This is a genomic window from Staphylococcus sp. HMSC062A01 (assembly GCF_001836805.1).
In the GTDB taxonomy this organism is placed as follows: Bacteria; Bacillota; Bacilli; order Staphylococcales; family Staphylococcaceae; genus Staphylococcus; species Staphylococcus haemolyticus.
In genome coordinates, this window is sequence record NZ_KV830626.1 from 57,627 (window position 1) to 75,335 (window position 17,709).

A 17,709-nucleotide genomic window follows, 5' to 3' on the forward strand; every position below is an offset into this window, starting at 1 on the left:
GTATTGATTCACGTTTAGAGGAGGCATTCGATGAAACACTACATCGTAAAATTTGAACACACTGATTTAAAAAGATGGAAAAAGTACGTTGTTCCACATGTTTTATATTTGAAGAAATTAATCAAACAAGGACATTTAATCGTTTCTGGTCCTACAGTGAATGCGCGGAAAGATATAAAAGAAGCTTATTTAATATTTAAAGTTAAAAATCGAGACGAATTAATGACATTACTTGAGAAAGATCCATTTTGGTATAAGGGATTGGTTTCAAATTATACCATTGAAGAGTGGAAACCATTATTCGGTAATCTCGAGCAACTCACAAACGAGGAATTTAATGATGAAGAATAATCGTAAATACTATTCTGACAGGGTTTGTTGGGGTGGTATTTATTTTTGTTAAAAAACATAACGATATATCGAAAAAGTAATTAATTAAATAAAAAAAGGTGATTTTAATGATGTTTAGAAGACATATGCAAGATATAAGACAAAGAATGGATCATTTTGAACAATTTGGTAGAAGTAAAGGGCCACAAGGATTTGAGAGATTTGGTGGTTTTGGACGCCGTGGTGGAGGTCGAGATAGATTCTTCAAAAAGGGAAATTTACAATTTATAATTTTACAAATGTTAGAAGAGGAATCACGTCATGGTTATCAAATCATTAAGGATTTAGAAGAACGTTTCAAAGGATTCTATTCACCGAGTCCTGGTTCAGTTTATCCCATATTACAAATGTTGGAAGATAGAGACTTTGTATCGATTTCTAAAGAAGGTAACAAAAAAATCTACACAATTACAGATGAAGGTAAAACTTTTTTAAAAGAGAATGTAGACCAAGATGAATTTACAAAACGCTTAGAACAATTTAAAAATGTAGATTTTGAACAGATGAAAGCATCTCGTGAACAATTACAAGGATTATTTCATGGATTTATGAAAGCAAGTCAAAGCGCATTACAAGATGAAGAAAAACAAAAAGAATTAAATGTATTTATTGAGGAAACTAAACAAAAATTAGAACGTTTCTATAAATAGTGAATATTAGAAAAGCCGGCCGGTTGAAATAACCAGTCGGCTTTTAAATATTCGAGTGAAGTTGTAGAGCACTTCGCCGGAATGATAAACGGGCTACGAAAAGCAGATCGTTCGACAATAATACGCTAATCGCTAAAATCAAAGAGCGATTTTTGCTCATAGCTCGTTATTGCTCACGATCTGAACGCTTTTCTGCGCACCTTAGTTTTTATTTACTGATGCGTCGTAGATAGAATCTACTGCGTCACCTAATGCTTTATCAAATTCTTCTTGTGATTGGCTAGCACGTAAGTCACTTGCTAATGCACGTGAGAAGCTTGCGATTAATTCATCATTGTCTTTCAATAATTTGTTAGCTTCGTCTCTGCTGTAACCACCTGATAATACAACCACGCGTACAACATTTGGATGATCTGCTAATTCTTTGTATAAGTTAGCTTTAGTTGGGATAGTTAATTTTAACATTACTAATTGATCATCGTTTAAAGCATCTAAGCCTTTTTTAAGTTCAGCTTTTAATACTTCTTCAATTTCAGCTTTATCTTTAGCGTTAATGTTAACTTCAGGTTCAATGATTGGTACTAAACCTTTAGCAATGATTTTTTTAGCGAATTCAAATTGTTGTTCAACAACATCTTTGATACCTTGTTCATTTAATTCTAAGATATTAGAACGCATTTTAGTACCGAAGATATGACGTTCAACCGCACGGTCTAAAGTATCGTCTAAATCATCGATAGGTTTCATTAATTGAACACCGTTTTGTTGTTCAGCTAAACCTTTGTCGACTTTTAAGAAAGGTACAACACCTTTGTCTGCTAAGTAGTCACCAGTGTATTTGCCTTCAACTTCACGATCCATAGTTTGTTCGAAAAGGATAGCACCTAAAATTTTGTCTGGAGAGAATGAAGGTGAAGTTACAACTCTAGTACGCATATCGTGCACAAGTTGGAACATTTCGTCATCATTGCTATATTCGTCCTCGTTTACACCATACTCTTTTAATGCTTTAGGAGTACTACCGCCACTTTGGTCTAATGCTGCGATAAAACCTTTCCCATTTGTCATTTTTTCTAATTGTTCTTTATTCATTACTCTTTCCACTCCTTTAATTAACTTTCATATTTATTATGATAAAAATAAAGATCATTCTCAAGTTATAAAACTTATATTTATTGAAAATTCATATTTTACAGTTTATAGTTTCATAAATTAGACGTATTTAGCGATAATAAAGTAAATAAATCTTATTAAGTGAGGGGAAAATGGAAAAACGTATTTTAATTATTGGAAGTCCAGGCTCTGGTAAATCGACATTAGCTCATCATTTACATAAAATGTATGGCATACCTTTATATCATATGGATAACATCAATTGGATTGATAACAAAACGACGATTAGTCAAGAAGAATTAATTGAACAGCTTAATCAAATTATTGCTAAAAATACTTAGATTATTGATGGTAATTATTCGGACACACTACCTTTAAGGTTGAAGAGAGCAACTGACGTTATATGGTTAAAAGAACCTAGATGGAAGTGTATTTACCGTGTCATAAAAAGGGTGATTATTCACAATTTGAAACGTCATCGTATTGGGGGTAATCCGAATACAATTAGTTTTGAATTTATAAAATATGTGTGGCAATTTCCTGAAAATAATAATGAATTCATCAAGTTACAACAATTGAAAACGCAAGATCATATTAAATGGGTTATAAGTAATTCAAGTCTCAAAAACTTATAACATAATCATTAAGATGGTCATTAGTTTAAAAAATACCTACAAATATTTAACATAGTTTCTTATTATTAACGACATAAAAACGAACTATTTATATGAAATGTGAATGATAGTTCGTTTTATGTTATCATTTATTTTAAAGTAGGGAGTTTTTGAACCCTTCATTCATTTAAAAAGGCGTGTGAGTAATGATTAAAAAAGTTAAATTGGTTATTTTTGATTTAGATAATACGCTATTTTCTTTTAATAAATTATGGATAAAAGCGAATAAAGATACGTTTGAAACGTATACGTTGTTTAAAGATATAGATTATAGTGACTTTATGAAATTATTTAAAAAATATGATTTATACTTTTGGAAACAGCATGATGAAGGGGTTATTACCTTAGATGAATTGCGAGAGTTAAGACTAATTAAAACTTTACAGCATTTTGATATAAATATTTCTCGCGAAGAAGCTAACGAGTATTTCGAATCCTTTTTTACTAAGCTACTGTCTAGTATAACTGTTAATAGAAAAATGAATGATTTACTTATGACCTTGAAAGAAAATGTAAACATCGCCATACTTACTAATGGAAAGATTAAAGAACAGAACACTAAAATTGATAATTTCGATATTAGAACAATTTTTGAGAAGAATATTTTTATATCTGAAAATATAGGTTGCGAAAAGCCTTATCCTAAAGCATTTTTAAATGTCACGTCTAGATTAAACGTTAATCCTGAAGAGTGCTTGTTTATAGGAGATTCTTATAGAAATGACATCATGGGAGCGTTAAATGTTAATATGGCTGCCATTTGGTTAACGAATTCTGATAAAGATACAGAATTAAATGTAAAAGATGGTCTTTATTGTTGCGAAGATAATATAGAAGTTCTATTAAAAAAGCTCCTTGATGATGAATATAAAGATTTAACAATTTATAACTAGTTTAATATGAAAAATAGAGTGTATAGAAAGTAACTATTTTCTATACACTCTATTTTTATGCGTGATGGACAATTCTCATCTCAGAACTCTTGTAACATAATCAGGGTATCATTAATTTTAAAAAATTAAATGTATGCAAATATTAGATAATTTATTATATAAAATTTTGCCATATTGATTAATAGTACATAAAATATGCTATTCTATAAGAAAGTTAGGTTCTCTTATTTAGGATAATTAAACTATTTAAATCGCTTACTATTCTAAATAATGAGAGCCTAATTATACATATAAAGCATATTCGGAGACTAAAGGAATGAAAAAGAACAAAATATTTGCTGTATTAACAACAAGTGCTTTGTTACTCGCTGCGTGCAGTAATGGTGATAATTCATCTAGTAGCGGGCAAAAAGGGGACAGCCAGAAGAACGAACAAACTAACAGTCAAAGCGAGAAATTAAAAAAGAATAATGACAAAAACAAGAATGAGAATAAAGTCGATTACCCTAAAGATGGCGTTAAAGGTATTTATGTCACAAGCAATTTGACACAAGGCGATAAGATTGATGAATTAATTAAGTTCATTAAAGATTCTAAATTAAATACAATGGTTATCGATGTTAAAGATGATGAAGGTAATATCACAATGAAACTTAACACTGGAAATAAACAAGTAGATAAGAACACATTAGATATTGTAGATGGTAAGAAATTGTTGAAAAAATTGCATAATAACAATATTTATCCAATTGCTCGTATCGTTACATTTAAGGATACTAAATTAGCTGAAGAACATCCTGAGTGGTCATTTAAAGAAAGTGATGGGTCAGTTTGGACTAATGGTAAAGGCGATAGCTTTGTTAACCCATTCATGAAGGAAGTATGGGATTATGATATTACTGTCGCTAAAGCAGCAGCTAAAACTGGATTCCAAGATATCCAATTTGACTATGTGCGTTTCCCAGAAGGCTTTGAAAATGAAGCAGACAGTTTAACTTATAGTAAGGGTGACTACAAAAATAGCAAGTTAAGTTCAGGTGATCAACGTGTTGATACAATTACAAAATTCTTAGAACATGCTAATAAAGAGTTGAAACCAATGGGTGTTAACGTATCGGCAGACGTATTTGGCTATTCTGCATTAGTTAAAAACGCACCAGGCATTGGTCAAAGTTTCCCTAAAATGTCTGAAAATGTAGATGCGATTTCATCAATGATTTATCCTTCACATTGGAGTAACGGTGACTTTGGTTTAGATGCTCCGGATACAGAACCGTACAAAACAGTAAATCGATACATTCAAAAAGAAAATAGTTTACTAGATTCACTAGGTAAGAAAAAACCAATTTCTCGTCCATGGATTCAAGATTTCACAGCATCATATTTAGGTGATGGTAATTATATTGATTATGATGCCAAAGCAGTATCTGAACAAGTTCAGGCTTTAAAAGATAATGGTGTGAATGAGTTCTTACTATGGAATGCGGGGAACGAATATACTGAAGGTGCAAACTATAATCCTAAAAAAGGTAGCGCGAAAGAACGTGACCCAGAAGGTGTAGAGCAAGATACAAAACAGCAAGACAATAAAGACGACAATAAAAAAGATAGTACTGAAGAGAATGGGAACAGCAATCAATAACAAAAAAGGCGAGATGACTTTGAAGTCATCTCGTTTTTTCTATGAGATTTTTTTATGAGATTGTTTAGCTACTAACGCACCGCCTAGTAATAAGAAAATGCTACCTAATAATTGAATGGATTGTTCACTGTCTGAATGACCAGTTTCAGGTAATGAAGATTGAGCATTTGTGCTATTATGGTTACCTTGTTTTTTTACTGATTGAGACGAAGGCACTTCGTTAGATTTAACGTTACCGACATAATATGAATTTAATTCACGCGCACAATCTACAGAATTAATTTTAGATGCTTCTTCCTTTAGATCATCTAATTCAGCAGCATTTGCAATACCGTGTTCAACATATGTTTCTCCACTTTGAAGTTGATTAAAGTTACTATATTTATCATTTTTATATTCGACTTGGCCATTTTTATGAACTTTATAAACCCCTAAACCAGCATTTGCTTTATTATGGCTTTTAATTTCAAAATAGTCCCCTTTGTCGATTACTTTTCCAAAGTTTTGTAAATCTGGATTACCTCCACTATTTGATAACGCCTCTGAAGCAACTTCTTGTGCGTTATTCTTAGTAACGATATCAGCAGCAAAAGCTTGATGTCCACTAAAAGCAGTTAATAATACTGTACTTGAAATAAGTGTTGACGCAAATAGAGAAACCTTCATCACAATGAAAACCCCATTTCATTATTTATCTTTTACAGCCTTAGTGTAACACTCAGAATTAATTAAAATAGGGGTTTAAAGTAAACCATATTGAAACTTTAAATTAGCTTAAAGAATGACATATTTGTAAAGTTAGATTTACAATATTAAAGTTTTTATGAATATAAGTAATCGTGATACTAAATTTAATGATGCTAACTTACCATTTCTTTTTAGAAAAGTAAGGGATAGACCATGCCATGCAAACAGTGAAAATTAAATGAGCAATCATCCATAAACCGTATTCTGTCCAACTAAATTGAAAAAATGAACGTTGTGCCAATAGAATAAGTAATGGATATAATATTAGAAAAATGATGATCAGTAATAAATAACTTATTTTGTAAAAAGGTTTGAAAAATTTATAAATAATTAGAAATGTGATGTAAATTAAAAATCCAATGACAATATGAATCAATAGTTCTAAAATCAGTGGTGTTTGATTTGGGTCAGCAATGAAATCGATATTGATTAATAACAAGGTTAGGTGCGTCGTGTGTGTTACGACATCCATAGTAAACATGATAAGCAATAATAAAATGCTAATCAGTAATGCACTAAGAAAGTGGTAGCCGTATCGTATCATAATTATCCATCCTTCAAATGAGTTTAACAAGCTATTCCCTATGACGAAGGAAATCACACATTTTAAAAATTTAGAATATTTAAAAAATGATATTGACTCAAACACTATCCAATGCTAATATAATAACAATTCAATAAAACTTGTTAACTCTTATCAAGAGTGGTGGAGGGATGTGCCCTAAGAAGCCCAGCAACCGTCGTTTAACGAAATGGTGCTAATTCACATAAAGTAGACAATACTTTAAGAGATAAGAGAAAGTGTATCGATACTTTCTCTTAAATAATAGAAAGTATTTTTTTATGTCTTCTAACTATTTAAGAGTTGAAGTGTAATTGAATCATTATTAAAAAAGAGGTGTCGATATACATGAAAAAATGGTTAAGTGTTATAAGTATTTTAGTTTTAGTTATTGTATTAGCTGGATGTGGCAAAGATAAAGAGGATAATAAAAAAATCACGGTTGCTGCTTCACCTGCACCCCATGGAGATGTGTTGAAGAAAGCTAAAGAACAATTAAAGAAAAAAGGTTATGATTTAGAAGTTAAAGAGGTCAATGATTATAAAGTGCCAAATAAACTATTAGATAAAGGTGATGTAGATGCGAACTTCTTCCAACATGTACCTTATTTAAAAGCTGAAAAGAAGAGTCATGGATATAAAATAGAAGAATTAGGTAAAGTATTTACAACTCCAATGGGCGTATACAGTAAAAAATATAAAAATCTAAAAGATATTCCTGAAGGTTCAACGATTTATGTTTCAAATAATCCAGCGGAAGAAGGACGATTTTTATCATTCTTTGTAGATGAAGGTCTCATTAAGTTGAAAAAAGGTGTCAAAATTGAAGATGCTAAGTTTGAAGATATCGCTGAAAATAAAAAGAATTTAAAATTCAATCATCAACAAGGGGCTGAGTTTTTACCAAAGACATATAAAAACGGTGAAGGAGCAGCAGTGATTATGAATTCTAACTATGCCATCGATAATGGTTTGAAACCTTCTAAAGATGCAATTGTTATGGAAGGTAAATCATCTCCGTTTGCCAATATTATTGCTGTACAAGAAGGACATAAAAAAGATAAAAAGTTCCAAGAATTATTAAAAGTTATGCAATCGAAAGAAATTAAAGATTATATTAAGAAAGAATATGGAGACGATGTAATTCCATACGAAAGTAAATAATTATCCATATTAAACTACCCGCAAAGTAATAGCTTTGTGGGGTCTTTTTAAAAAGAAAATAATAAATACCAAAAATTATAAACTTTAATTATTTTTGATTATTCAGAAAATATTTACAAATCTGACAATTATTAGTAATATATTCAATATTATCACTTAAATAGTGTTTATTTAGAGGGCCGGAGAACTTTTCAAATAGAGGGAAACAAAAGGGATGGTCTATCTTGGGAGGATGAGCCGATATGAGTAAAGCAGAGGAATTAATTAATGAAGATGGGAAATACTTCGCCGCATCAGGGAGAATAAAATACTATCCATTAGCCATTGACCATGGTTATGGTGCGACACTAGTAGATGTGGATGGTAAAGAATATATTGATTTATTATCAAGTGCAAGTTCACAAAATGTAGGACACGCACCTAAACCAGTTACTGAAGCGATTAAGAAACAAGCTGAGAAATTTATTCATTATACACCAGCATATATGTATCATGAACCAGCAGTGAAATTATCTAAAAAGCTTTGTGAAATTGCTCCAGGTGACTATGAAAAACGTGTAACGTTTGGATTAAGTGGGTCTGATGCGAATGACGGTATTATAAAATTTGCGAGAGCTTATACGGGACGCCCTTACATTATTAGTTTTACAAATGCATATCATGGGTCAACATTTGGATCATTATCCATGTCTGCCATTAGTTTAAATATGCGCAAACATTATGGACCATTATTGAATGGATTTTATCATATTCCATTCCCTGATAAATATAGAGGGATGTATGAGCAGCCAAATGCAAATACAGTTGAAGAGTATCTTGCACCATTAAAAGAAATGTTTGCGAAATATGTGCCAGCGGAAGAAGTGGCTTGTATTGTTGTAGAAACAATCCAAGGTGACGGAGGTCTATTAGAACCTGTAGATGGTTACTTTGAGGCATTAGAAGCGTTATGCCGTGAACATGGTATTCTAATTGCTGTAGACGATATTCAACAGGGGTTAGGGCGAACTGGTACATGGAGTTCAATTGATCACTTTAATTTCACACCGGATTTAATTACATTTGGTAAATCACTAGCAGGTGGATTACCGATGTCTGCTATTGTTGGTCGTAAAGAAATCATAGAGACACTTGAGGCACCGGCACATCTATTTACAACTGGTGCGAATCCTGTAAGTTGTGAAGCGGCTTTAGCTACATTAGGTATGATTGAAGATGAAGATTTATTAACTGCTAGTTCTGAAAAAGGGGCTTACGTGCGCAAGCGAATGGATCAATGGGTGAATGATTATGATTTCGTTGGAGATGTGCGTGGTAAAGGTTTATCAATTGGTATTGATATCGTATCAAATAAACAAGCTAAGACGAGAGCTTCTGAAGAAGCACTTAAAATATGTAATTATTGTTTTGATCATGGTCTTGTATTGATTGCAGTAGCTGGTAATGTACTACGTTTCCAACCACCATTAGTTATTACGTATGAACAATTAGATTATGCTTTAAATACAATAGAGAATGCATTGCAAGCGTTACAAGATGGACAACTGAATAATTATAATATTGATGGTCAAGGCTGGTAACACGAAAAGAAGCACCTATCTCAATCGATGAGACAGGTGCTTTTTCATTTGTATTAATCTTTTGGTACGACGTAGTCCTCTTCTTCATTTTTCTTAGAATGTCGAACACCATAACTTAAATAGATTATGATACCAACAACGAACCAAATTAAAGTATATAGTTTAGCATCGAAACTTAATCCCCAGAATACAAGTAATACTAAAATAAATGTGATTATTGGTAGTACAGGGAAGAATGGTACTTTAAACGATGGTTCAGGTAAATCTTTACCTTCACGTTTTCTTAAACGATACATTGCAAGAGACACAAACATAAATGCGACTAATGTTCCTGCTGAGATAAGTTGTGCCAAGAATGCAAATGGGAACATTGAACCAATTAATACACCAATAATAGTTAGGATTAAAAGTGCTCTGTTTGGTAGATGTTTATGGTTTAATTTTGATAACCAAGGTGGTAATAAACCATCACGACCAAATGAATATAATAAACGTGATCCTGCTAACATCATACCAATTAAAGCGGTGAACATACCGATTACTGAAATAGCTTGAATGACAGCAGCAATAATACCGTGGCCACTTTGACGAAGTGCCCAACCTACAGGTTCAGCATTACCAGCGTATTTAGAATAATGGAACATACCAACCAATACTAAAGCTACACCTACGAATAATACTAAAGCGACAGCTAATGAACCAAGAATACCACGAGGCATTGTTCTTTGTGGGTTGATAGCTTCTGCAGAGTTGGCTGCGATTGAATCAAATCCAATATAAGCTAAGAAAATCATAGAAACCCCAGCATAAATACCTTGCCAACCACCGAAATCACCATTTTCAGTCACTTTATGTTCTGGAATAAACGGAACATAGTTAGATGCTTGGATAGCAGTTAAACCTACGATAATGAACAATACGATTGCAAATACTTTTAAGATAACTAAGACGTTTTCTACACGTGCTGCTTCAGTCATACCACGTGATAAAATGATTGCAGTAATAATGATTACAACAGCAGCGATAATATCAATCACACCACCACCAGCTCCGAATGGATTCGATAATGCTTTAGGCAATACGATACCTAATGGTGATACGAGTCCTCTTAAATTGGCAGAGAATCCGGATGCTACAAAGGCTACGGCAATAAAGTATTCAGCTAAAAGTGCCCAACCTGCGACCCAACCTGAAAATTCTCCAAATAAAACGTTAATCCAAGAATAAGCTGAACCGGCGAAAGGCATTGTTGATGCCATTTCGGCATATGAGAAGGCAACTAAACCTGCAACAATCGCTGCAAGTAAGAATGATAATGCAACGGCAGGGCCTGCATGTTCAGCGGCTACAACGCCAGGCAATGTAAAAATTGCAGTTGATACAATCGTACCAACACCTAATGCAAGAAAATCTCGAACGCGTAATGTACGTTTTAAATGACCATCTTTATTTTGATAGATTGTGGGATCTTCTTTTCGAGTTAAATTTTTGAAAAAACTGGCCATAATCATGAACCTCCACTTACTTAATATATTGAGTTATAAGATTAGCTTGTTATCTCTAGAATATTTATTATATTAGCACAAAACTTTGTATTTTTGTCTAAAATTTCTGAAAATTTTAAGTTTTCTTACTTTTTATAAAATGACAGAGTGTAACAAGGAAATTTTAAATGATAGATTTGATTATAACAGATTAATAAGAAATAAAAACAACAAAAAAGAGTAAAATTATCCATAAAATATAAAAAGTGGTCTTTTGGTCGAGGTTAGCATACTAAAAACACACAATAAGTCAAGTAATTAGACCTTTATTTAGTGGTATTTTACTAAAAAATTAAAGTTTGTTGACCTATTCCATTATGGAATAGGTTCTATCGAAAATATGTATTTTATTAATAGTTCAGAACATACTATAATTAGTCATGTAGTAAAGTTACATCATATTTAAATGCTTCTATTTCGTGTAGTAAATCCATCCCCTTATATTGTATTAGCATAATAGTGCTGAACTTTATGATTTATTACACCAATTGACATAGATAGAAGACTCCCATCTCGCATTTAAATATGTATCCCTAACTGAGATTACTAGCAACAATGAAATAATGAAGTAACTTTAAATATAAAGAAGCCACAACTCATGTAACTAAGTCTTTCCCTCTTTTTCCCTTAAAAAATAGACATGTAGGTGGCTTCTTTTTAATATTAAACTTTAAAACAGAACTTGAAAGGATATGAATTCAGATGACTAAAGAAAACTATTCTGCTGCAAACATGGTCATTGATACTTTAAAAAATAATAATGTAGATTACGTATTTGGTATTCCAGGAGCTAAAATAGACTATCTCTTTAATGCTCTTGAAGATGATGGTCCAGAACTTATTGTGACACGTCACGAACAAAATGCTGCCATGATGGCACAAGGTATCGGTCGTTTAACTGGTAAACCAGGTGTAGCATTAGTAACGAGTGGCCCTGGAGTAAGTAACTTAACAACTGGATTATTAACAGCGACTTCAGAAGGTGATCCAGTGTTAGCTATCGGTGGTCAAGTTAAACGTAACGATTTATTACGTATGACGCATCAAGCAGTAGATAACGCTTCTCTTTTAAGATCATCTACGAAATATAGCGCAGAAGTACAAGATCCTGAGTCTCTATCTGAAGTAATGACAAACGCTATTCGTACAGCGACTTCAGGTAAAAATGGTGCAAGTTTTATTAGTATCCCACAAGATGTTATCGAGTCTCCAGTAACATCTAATGCAATTGATTTATGTGAACAACCACAACTAGGTGTTCCAAATTCAGAAGACATTCAAGACGTTATCAAAGCTATAAAACATGCGAAATTCCCAGTGTTGCTAGTAGGTATGAGAAGTTCAAGTGAGAAAGAAACTGAAGCAATTCGTCAATTAGTTGCTAAATCAAATTTACCAGTTGTTGAAACATTCCAGGGTGCCGGTGTACTTGACCGTGAATTAGAAAATCACTTCTTCGGAAGAGTCGGTTTATTCCGTAACCAAGTAGGTGACGAATTATTAAGAAAAGCTGACTTAGTTGTTGCAATTGGTTATGATCCAATTGAATACGAAGCAAGTAATTGGAATAAAGAATTAGATACAGAAATCATTGTTATTGATGAAGTACAGGCTGAAATCACTAACTTTTTACGCCCTAAAAAAGAATTAATTGGTAATATTGCAGGGACAATTCAACTCCTATCTGAAAATGTGCATGAACCTATTATTAATCAAAATCGTTTAGATGACTTAGAACGTTTGAGAGCAGAAGTCATTGAAGCAACAGGTATCAAGTACACACATGAAGATGGCGTAATGCATCCATTAGAAATTATTGAAACAATGCAAAAAACACTAACTGACGATACAACTGTTACTGTAGACGTAGGTAGCCATTATATTTGGATGGCACGTAAATTTAGAAGTTACAATCCAAGACATTTACTATTTAGTAATGGTATGCAAACACTTGGTGTTGCTTTACCTTGGGCAATCGCAGCTGCATTAGTGCGCCCAAATACTCAAGTTGTGTCAGTAGCTGGAGATGGCGGTTTCTTATTCTCAGGTCAAGATTTAGAAACAGCCGTACGCAAAAATTTAAACATCATCCAATTAATTTGGAATGACGGTAAATATAATATGGTAGAGTTCCAAGAAGAAATGAAATATAAACGTTCAGCTGGAGTTGAATTTGGACCAGTTGATTATGTGAAATATGCTGAATCATTCGGTGCAAAAGGGTTACGTGTTACTAATCAAGAAGAATTAGAAGCGGCTTTAAAAGAAGGCTATGCAACTGAAGGCCCTGTATTAATTGATATCCCAGTGAATTATAAAGACAATATCAAATTATCAACGAATGTATTACCAGATTCTTTAAATTAATTATTAGTCAAACAAACATAGGAGTGAATATTCAATGAGTCACGTATTATATCAACATGGTACTTTAGGTACATTAATGGCAGGTCTATTAGAAGGAACTGCGTCTATCGATGAACTATTAGAACATGGTGATTCAGGACTAGCTACATTAACAGGTTCTAATGGTGAGGTTATCTTTTTAGATGGTGAAGCATTCCATGCTAACGAGCATAAGGAGTTTAAGAAACTAAATGGTGATGAAATGACGCCATATGCAACAATTACTCGTTTTGAAGCAGATCAAACATATCAAACTTCAAATAAAGATTCTGAAAAAGTGTTAAACGAAGTTAAAGAACATATGTTAAGTGATAACTTATTCTCTGCAGTGAAAATAAGTGGTACTTTTAAAAAAATGCACGTACGAATGATGCCTAAACAAGAACCACCTTACACTAGATTAATTGATTCAGCACGTAGACAACCAGAGGAAACGCGTGAAGATATTAAAGGAACAATTATTGGATTCTTTACTCCAGAATTATTCCACGGTATTGGATCAGCTGGTTTCCATATTCACTTTGCTAATGATGAGCGCAACTTTGGTGGTCATGTATTAGACTTTGAAGTAGACGATGTAACTGTTGAAATACAGAATTTCGAAACATTCAAACAACATTTCCCAGTTAATAATAAAACATTTACAGAAACAGAAATTGATTACGCAGATGTTGATGCAGAGATTAGAGAAGCTGAATAATCATACCTATGAAAGAAAGATGAATTTTCAATGAATTCATCTTTCTTTTTTAATTTATAAAATATAATATATGACACAATATAAAATAATGGTATAATAACTTAGAATTTTATATTTATGGAGGGAGCCCTAATGCAATGTCCAAATTGTGGTCAGACATATCAACAAGGAGATCAATATTGCGGTAGTTGTGGTAATAAATTAAATGGTTCATTATCTCAATCAACGCAATCAACAACAGAATCATTCAATTCGGAGATTCAATCTACAAGTCATTCTACAGCTGTTAAGCAAGAACAAATTAATGGAGAACAGAATCATAGTGAGTACGATCGTGGTGAATTTACACATAGATATATGTCTTATGAACACCGCTACGCTGAAGGTCCATTCACGATTAAAGTGAAATCGACCTTCAATGAAAGTAAGCAATTTTTTAAACAAGCTTTTACTTCTCATGATGCAGTGATGAAAGGGAATAAGTTATTTAGTATGACTTTGCTATCATCATTAGTCATTATTGGTTTACTTATATTGGGAATGTTTTTACACCTACTTTCAGCACGTTTATTTGATGGTTATTTTGTTGATACTGCAACAATTATCTTGAAATTTGTATTAACTACTATGCTAGCACTTGCGTTTTTATTTATCGTAACATTCGCCGTTATTCGCTTAATGATAGTAGAAAGCATTTCCTTTAAAAAGGTTTTATCTGATTATATATTAGTTAATACATTATCAGTAAGTATGTTATTTTTAGGATTTATTGTGTTTTTCCTTGAGTTGTATATTTTCAGTGGTATATTGATTGCCTTTTCAGTGATTTTACTTTTAACATCATCAGTGTATTTAATTTCAAAGTATAGTGTAAATCATACGTTACGTTTTGCGAGTTTCTATAGTGTAATGATTTTCTTTGTAATTATTGGATTTGCCTTACATTTATTTGGTTCAACTATCATTCATCGATATGATGATTTAGGTATTTTACATCAATTATTTTGGCGTTGGCTCTAATGATATCTTGAGATAAATATTAATGGTAGATGATATATAAATTTAAAAGTCAGTAAGTGAATTTTATAATTCATTTACTGGCTTTTAGGTATTGAGAAAAAGAATATGCTTAATGTTTATGTTACTTTAAATAATTATTCAATTACTGGAATAATTAGGTGTGAATCATAATCGCCACCAGTATAAACAAGGTGATTGTCTTTGTTTACAGTATCTTCGTGTTCATAACGTGTTTTCGTATTAGGTAAAGGAGTGCTATTACCTTTGATAATTTCGTTACATTTAACAACAACTGCTAATGACTCACCTTTTTTAAATAATGTACCAGATGGTAACCATTCTATTTCGATTGGCACGATTTCATTTGGGCTAACTTTTTGTTCATGTTCATGTGTATGCCATGGTTGTGCAATTGTTGATTTCGTTTCATCTAGTTCGCGATGAGAAGCGCGTAACCAACCTGTTGCAACTTGACCTTTTTCAATATGATTGAAATCAGGAAAATGCACCTCATTACCACGACGGTCTAACTTTTTAATGCCTGCAAAGATGTCTAAATCGTCAGCATTTTCTGCGGCTATCCACAGTTTTAATTTCATATTATCAGTCAATTCTGTATCTTGTTCGAAAGTATGAACATAACATAATTCATCGTCATCACTTTCAGAATCGATTGCTAGTATTTTCTTATCGAGAGGCATTCGAAAAAATAATTTAGATGAAAATCGAGTTTATTCTAAAGAAGCATATCAAAGATTATTAAAGAAGCATAAGTTAGGCAGTATTTTCGGTGGTATTATGTTTGGTGTAATCATGATCCTACTTAATTTAACGCGACTATATTTTTCAGATCAAAAGATTGAATTAGGATTTTTCATAACATTTAATTTTATTTCTGCTTTAATTTTCGGCGTAGTAAGTTATTTCGTTGGTAAAGGTAAAATTGTTAAAGAATATGGTGAGGAGGATTAAGAAATGGATAAATTTATTTAATTGGTTCACTCGAAATCCCACAGGTCGTGATGAGCGTGAGCAATGTGTGCTTGAACATAAGTTAGCGGTTATGTTTTTATTGACATATATTTCAATAGTTATCTTAGGTACAATAAGCTTGGTTATTGATATGAAGAGAGAAACAGTGGATTTTGGAACAATATGCTTATTAGCGTTGAGTGTTATTTTAACGTTTGTATCTCTTTGGATTAATAGAAGAAACCGTTTAGATGAGTTAAAAGCTCATTCAGCTGAAGAATACAAATAATGGGTGAAAAAGCTTGCAATAAAATGCTCGTTTTTCGTCGTTTATTTTGCAACGATGATGTTTATTATTACGGGGATTATCTTCCCTTATATTTTTAATGATGGGTTTAACTTCAAAGAACAATTAATCAAATGTGCAATTTCTGGTGTGCTATTCGACGGTATCATGTTTATTTACTATATGATTATGCTAAAAAAAGAATATTAACTATTATTCAACTCCTTAATTATTATATAATAAATGTATATAATGCTTAAGGAGTCATTTTTTATGTTAAAAGCTGATCCAATTATTGCTAAAATGAAGAATCAAAAAATTAACTACGATAAGGTATTGAAAAAATTAATTAATCAATGGGAAAGGGAAGGTTTAAGACCTAAACTCTTACTACATAGTTGTTGTGCGCCATGTAGCACTTATACGTTAGAATATTTAACGGAATATGCTGACGTGGCAATTTATTTTGCGAATCCCAATATACATCCTAAAAATGAATATTTAAGACGTGCAAAAGTTCAGGAACAATTTGTCTATAATTTTAATGAGAGAACCGGAAAGAATGTTAAATATATTGAAGCGGAATATAAACCGCATGAATTTATGAAAATGGCAAAATCACGTGGCCTCACTGAAGAACCAGAAGGTGGGTTACGTTGTACGGCATGTTTCGAAATGCGGTTGGAGCTAGTTGCTGAAGCTGCTGTGAAATACGGGTATGATTACTTTGGAAGTGCACTCACACTATCACCTAAAAAGAATGCGCAACTTATAAATGAACTGGGTATGGAAGTACAACATTTATATGATGTGAGCTACTTGCCGAGTGACTTCAAGAAAAATAAGGGCTATGAACGTTCAATAGAGATGTGTAATGACTATCATATATTTCGACAATGCTATTGTGGATGTGTCTTCGCTGCGATGGCTCAAGGCATTGATTTTAAACAAATCAATCAAGAAGCTAAAGATTTTTTACAACAATTTTAAAGAAAATGACTCCTAATTTGAAGTTTAATCATTTTAAATTAGGAGTCGTATTTTATATTGTTCGATTAATGAGACGTATAATGGCTAGAATGGCAATCACAAATGCAGATAGGATACCTGCAATTTTCAAACCTTTTTTCTGCTTCTCAGGTTCTGGATCTTCATTTTCCATCATTTCAAGTAATTCACGTTCGATTTCAAGATCAAGTGCAGTTTTCTTTTCACCATTGTAACCAATGCTATTATCGTCATCTTTTTGCACTTTATCATTTTGATTTGATGGCTGTTCTTTACTTTTAGACGGTTGGTCTGCATTTTGTTTTGTATGTTTATCTTCTGCAGTCATACGTATACCCCTCCGGTAAACTTGTTATCT

18 protein-coding genes, 1 pseudogene and 1 riboswitch are annotated in these 17,709 nt (G+C 32.4%); of the genes and pseudogenes, 13 read left to right on the forward strand and 6 right to left on the reverse strand.

Features of this window, described 5'->3' with window-relative positions:
* Positions 1 to 30 precede the first annotated feature (30 nt).
* Both HMPREF2715_RS07580 and HMPREF2715_RS07585 read left to right on the forward strand, forming a co-directional pair.
* Positions 31 to 351 carry a YciI family protein gene (locus HMPREF2715_RS07580; RefSeq protein WP_033079711.1) on the forward strand — a complete coding sequence of 107 codons (321 nt, stop codon included), beginning with the start codon at positions 31 to 33 and terminating at the stop codon, positions 349 to 351.
* Positions 352 to 461: 110 nt separating this feature from the next.
* Entirely contained in the window at positions 462 to 1,040 is a 579-nt protein-coding gene (locus HMPREF2715_RS07585) for a PadR family transcriptional regulator (RefSeq protein WP_049395432.1), read from the forward strand.
* Positions 1,041 to 1,241: 201 nt separating this feature from the next.
* Here HMPREF2715_RS07585 and HMPREF2715_RS07590 read toward each other — a convergent pair whose 3' ends face one another.
* Entirely contained in the window at positions 1,242 to 2,132 is an 891-nt protein-coding gene (locus HMPREF2715_RS07590) for a fructose bisphosphate aldolase (protein ID WP_011274776.1), read from the reverse strand.
* Positions 2,133 to 2,305: 173 nt separating this feature from the next.
* Here HMPREF2715_RS07590 and HMPREF2715_RS12285 point away from each other — a divergent pair, with 173 nt between their 5' ends.
* The 3 genes from HMPREF2715_RS12285 (at position 2,306) to HMPREF2715_RS07605 (ending at position 5,362) form a co-directional block, all read left to right on the forward strand.
* The gene (locus HMPREF2715_RS12285) at positions 2,306 to 2,494 is read left to right on the forward strand and encodes an AAA family ATPase (RefSeq protein ID WP_256327024.1); all 189 of its coding nucleotides are present in this window, start codon (positions 2,306 to 2,308) and stop codon (positions 2,492 to 2,494) included.
* Between the two features lie 479 nt (positions 2,495 to 2,973).
* On the forward strand, positions 2,974 to 3,720 hold the full coding sequence (locus HMPREF2715_RS07600; protein WP_070839757.1) for an HAD family hydrolase: 747 nt from the start codon (positions 2,974 to 2,976) through the stop codon (positions 3,718 to 3,720).
* Between the two features lie 316 nt (positions 3,721 to 4,036).
* Positions 4,037 to 5,362 (forward strand): putative glycoside hydrolase, encoded by a 1,326-nt coding sequence (locus HMPREF2715_RS07605; protein WP_070839760.1) that lies wholly within the window; start codon positions 4,037 to 4,039, stop codon positions 5,360 to 5,362.
* Positions 5,363 to 5,401: 39 nt separating this feature from the next.
* Here HMPREF2715_RS07605 and HMPREF2715_RS07610 read toward each other — a convergent pair whose 3' ends face one another.
* The gene (locus HMPREF2715_RS07610) at positions 5,402 to 6,028 is read right to left on the reverse strand and encodes an LPXTG cell wall anchor domain-containing protein (RefSeq protein WP_210423035.1); all 627 of its coding nucleotides are present in this window, start codon (positions 6,026 to 6,028) and stop codon (positions 5,402 to 5,404) included.
* Positions 6,029 to 6,227: 199 nt separating this feature from the next.
* Complete coding sequence (locus HMPREF2715_RS07615; RefSeq protein ID WP_016930668.1) at positions 6,228 to 6,653, reverse strand: hypothetical protein; 426 nt, start codon at positions 6,651 to 6,653, stop codon at positions 6,228 to 6,230.
* A gap of 147 nt (positions 6,654 to 6,800) precedes the next feature.
* Positions 6,801 to 6,907, forward strand: a riboswitch (SAM riboswitch).
* A gap of 112 nt (positions 6,908 to 7,019) precedes the next feature.
* Here HMPREF2715_RS07615 and HMPREF2715_RS07620 point away from each other — a divergent pair.
* Entirely contained in the window at positions 7,020 to 7,835 is an 816-nt protein-coding gene (locus tag HMPREF2715_RS07620; protein ID WP_033079716.1) for a MetQ/NlpA family ABC transporter substrate-binding protein, read from the forward strand.
* A gap of 242 nt (positions 7,836 to 8,077) precedes the next feature.
* The gene (locus tag HMPREF2715_RS07625; RefSeq protein ID WP_037537345.1) at positions 8,078 to 9,415 is read left to right on the forward strand and encodes an aspartate aminotransferase family protein; all 1,338 of its coding nucleotides are present in this window, start codon (positions 8,078 to 8,080) and stop codon (positions 9,413 to 9,415) included.
* Between the two features lie 53 nt (positions 9,416 to 9,468).
* Here HMPREF2715_RS07625 and HMPREF2715_RS07630 read toward each other — a convergent pair whose 3' ends face one another.
* Positions 9,469 to 10,920: an APC family permease gene (locus HMPREF2715_RS07630; RefSeq protein WP_070580980.1), complete on the reverse strand. Its 1,452-nt coding sequence runs from the start codon at positions 10,918 to 10,920 to the stop codon at positions 9,469 to 9,471.
* A gap of 741 nt (positions 10,921 to 11,661) precedes the next feature.
* On the opposite strand from HMPREF2715_RS07630, the gene alsS reads away from it, so the two are divergent.
* From alsS to HMPREF2715_RS07645, 3 genes are all read left to right on the forward strand, one after another.
* Positions 11,662 to 13,326: an acetolactate synthase AlsS gene (gene alsS, locus HMPREF2715_RS07635; RefSeq protein WP_070580978.1), complete on the forward strand. Its 1,665-nt coding sequence runs from the start codon at positions 11,662 to 11,664 to the stop codon at positions 13,324 to 13,326.
* 34 nt (positions 13,327 to 13,360) lie between these two features.
* On the forward strand, positions 13,361 to 14,065 hold the full coding sequence (budA, locus tag HMPREF2715_RS07640) for an acetolactate decarboxylase (RefSeq protein WP_070440875.1): 705 nt from the start codon (positions 13,361 to 13,363) through the stop codon (positions 14,063 to 14,065).
* A gap of 132 nt (positions 14,066 to 14,197) precedes the next feature.
* Positions 14,198 to 15,085, forward strand: coding sequence for a zinc ribbon domain-containing protein (locus HMPREF2715_RS07645; RefSeq protein ID WP_070440872.1), 888 nt, complete (start codon positions 14,198 to 14,200; stop codon positions 15,083 to 15,085).
* A gap of 134 nt (positions 15,086 to 15,219) precedes the next feature.
* Here the strand turns inward: HMPREF2715_RS07645 and HMPREF2715_RS07650 are convergent.
* Positions 15,220 to 15,756 (reverse strand): annotated as a pseudogene (locus tag HMPREF2715_RS07650) (CocE/NonD family hydrolase C-terminal non-catalytic domain-containing protein); the annotation flags it as partial.
* Positions 15,757 to 15,883: 127 nt separating this feature from the next.
* Between HMPREF2715_RS07650 and HMPREF2715_RS12060 the strand changes: the two are divergent.
* From HMPREF2715_RS12060 to HMPREF2715_RS07660, 3 genes are all read left to right on the forward strand, one after another.
* Positions 15,884 to 16,057: a hypothetical protein gene (locus tag HMPREF2715_RS12060; RefSeq protein ID WP_176743868.1), complete on the forward strand. Its 174-nt coding sequence runs from the start codon at positions 15,884 to 15,886 to the stop codon at positions 16,055 to 16,057.
* Between the two features lie 67 nt (positions 16,058 to 16,124).
* A complete protein-coding gene (locus HMPREF2715_RS12290) occupies positions 16,125 to 16,346 on the forward strand; it encodes a hypothetical protein (protein WP_240565834.1) in 222 nt (73 codons plus the stop codon).
* 270 nt (positions 16,347 to 16,616) lie between these two features.
* Positions 16,617 to 17,333 carry an epoxyqueuosine reductase QueH gene (locus tag HMPREF2715_RS07660; protein ID WP_070440864.1) on the forward strand — a complete coding sequence of 239 codons (717 nt, stop codon included), beginning with the start codon at positions 16,617 to 16,619 and terminating at the stop codon, positions 17,331 to 17,333.
* A 52-nt stretch (positions 17,334 to 17,385) separates the two neighbouring features.
* On the opposite strand, the gene HMPREF2715_RS07665 is transcribed toward HMPREF2715_RS07660, so the two are convergent.
* Complete coding sequence (locus HMPREF2715_RS07665; RefSeq protein WP_070440861.1) at positions 17,386 to 17,679, reverse strand: hypothetical protein; 294 nt, start codon at positions 17,677 to 17,679, stop codon at positions 17,386 to 17,388.
* Positions 17,680 to 17,709 lie beyond the last annotated feature (30 nt).